Here is a 1,316-nt window from a genome sequence, read left to right as displayed (position 1 = left end):
CCGCCGCGTCCTCGGCCGAGGACACGATGCGCACGCCCTTGCCGTCGTAGCCGCCGCGGGGCATTTTCAACACCACCGGCCAGCCGGTCTGCTCGCCGAAGGCGACGAGGTCCGCGACATTGGCGACGGAGGCCCACGTGGGGTTCGGAAGCTCGAGCCGGTCGATCGCGGCGCGCATCACCAGCTTGTCCTGGGCGTTGACCAGGGCATCCGGGCCGGGATGGACGTTCACGCCGGCACCGATCAAGGACCGCAGGTGCGCCGTGGGGACGTGTTCGTGGTCGAAGGTCAGGACGTCGAGGCCGCGGGAGAACTCGAGCAGATGCTCCAGGTCCTTGTAGTCGCCAACCGGGGCGTTAGCCACGGCAGAGACTGCGGAGACGTCCTCGCCTTCGGCGAGAACACGGAGCTCAAAGCCCAGGGCGGTCGCGGCAGGGGCCATCATGCGGGCAAGCTGGCCGCCGCCAACAACACCGATTACAGGAAAAGTCACAAGTCCCAGCCTACCGAAAACCTCACGGGAACCCGGCTTTTGGGGATTGGCAAGCGCGGGAACGGTGCCGGGACGGGGGTTTCGCACCCGCCCGCCCGGCGCCCGCCGCCGGGTCCGCAGGGAGCCGTCTGAGCGGCCGCTGCGGGCGGACTCCCGGGAAACGGCGCTAAAATGGGCGTTTGGCCCAATGGCCGACAGTTCCAGAAGGCCACGGAGGGTCATGATTACTACACTTAACGAGCGCATGCGCGGGCTTGCCTCGCTGTTCTGGCGCGAAGTGGCCAAGTTCGGTGCCGTCGGCGGCATCGCGTTCGTCATCGACAACGGACTGACGTTTTACCTGATGCACGGTCCCATGACCGACAGCGAGGCCAAGGCCCGCTTCTTCGGGGCCAGCGTGGCGACGGTCTTTTCCTGGGTTGCGAACCGTTTTTGGACGTTCCGGCACCGCCGGCAGGCCAACGTGCTGCGCGAGTTCGTGATGTTCCTCATCATCAACGGGATCGGCATCGGCATCTCCACCGGCCTGACCGCCGTCGCGAAGTACGGCATGGGAGTCACCGACAAGAACATGCTCTTCCTGGCCGGGGTGGTCGGCATCCTGGTCGCGACCGTGGTCCGGTTCTTTGCCTACCGCTTCCTGGTGTTCAACCAGGAACTCGACGCAGAGCCCGAGTTCTCGCACGACCACGAGATCATCGAACGGCACCCGCACTCCCAGCCGGTTGCCACGGCAGCCGTCAGGGAACCCGTCAACGATCCGGAACTGCCCGGCCCGCCGGCCTAAGGAACCGCAGTCCCAGGGGGATCAGTGCCGCGAATT

Annotated in this window: 2 protein-coding genes; one reads left to right on the top strand and one right to left on the bottom strand. The window is 66.3% G+C overall.

Annotation, left to right across the window (positions count from 1 at the left end; genetic code table 11):
- The coding region (locus tag LQV45_RS33125) for an ATP-grasp domain-containing protein (protein WP_230011937.1) at positions 1–493 on the bottom strand (493 nt) is incomplete at its 3' end.
- A 220-nt stretch (positions 494–713) separates the two neighbouring features.
- On the opposite strand from LQV45_RS33125, the gene LQV45_RS33120 reads away from it, so the two are divergent.
- A complete protein-coding gene (locus tag LQV45_RS33120) occupies positions 714–1,280 on the top strand; it encodes a GtrA family protein (RefSeq protein WP_223914153.1) in 567 nt (188 codons plus the stop codon).
- Positions 1,281–1,316: the final 36 nt, after the last annotated feature.

Source organism: Microbacterium sp. Bi128, from assembly GCF_918698205.1.
This window is presented reverse-complemented; position numbering and strand designations above follow the sequence as displayed.

Bases quoted from the DNA above. Each gene is read 5' to 3' on its own strand.
- LQV45_RS33120 (WP_223914153.1), top strand. From the start codon at position 714: ATGATTACTACACTTAACGAGCGCATGCGCGGGCTTGCCTCGCTGTTC.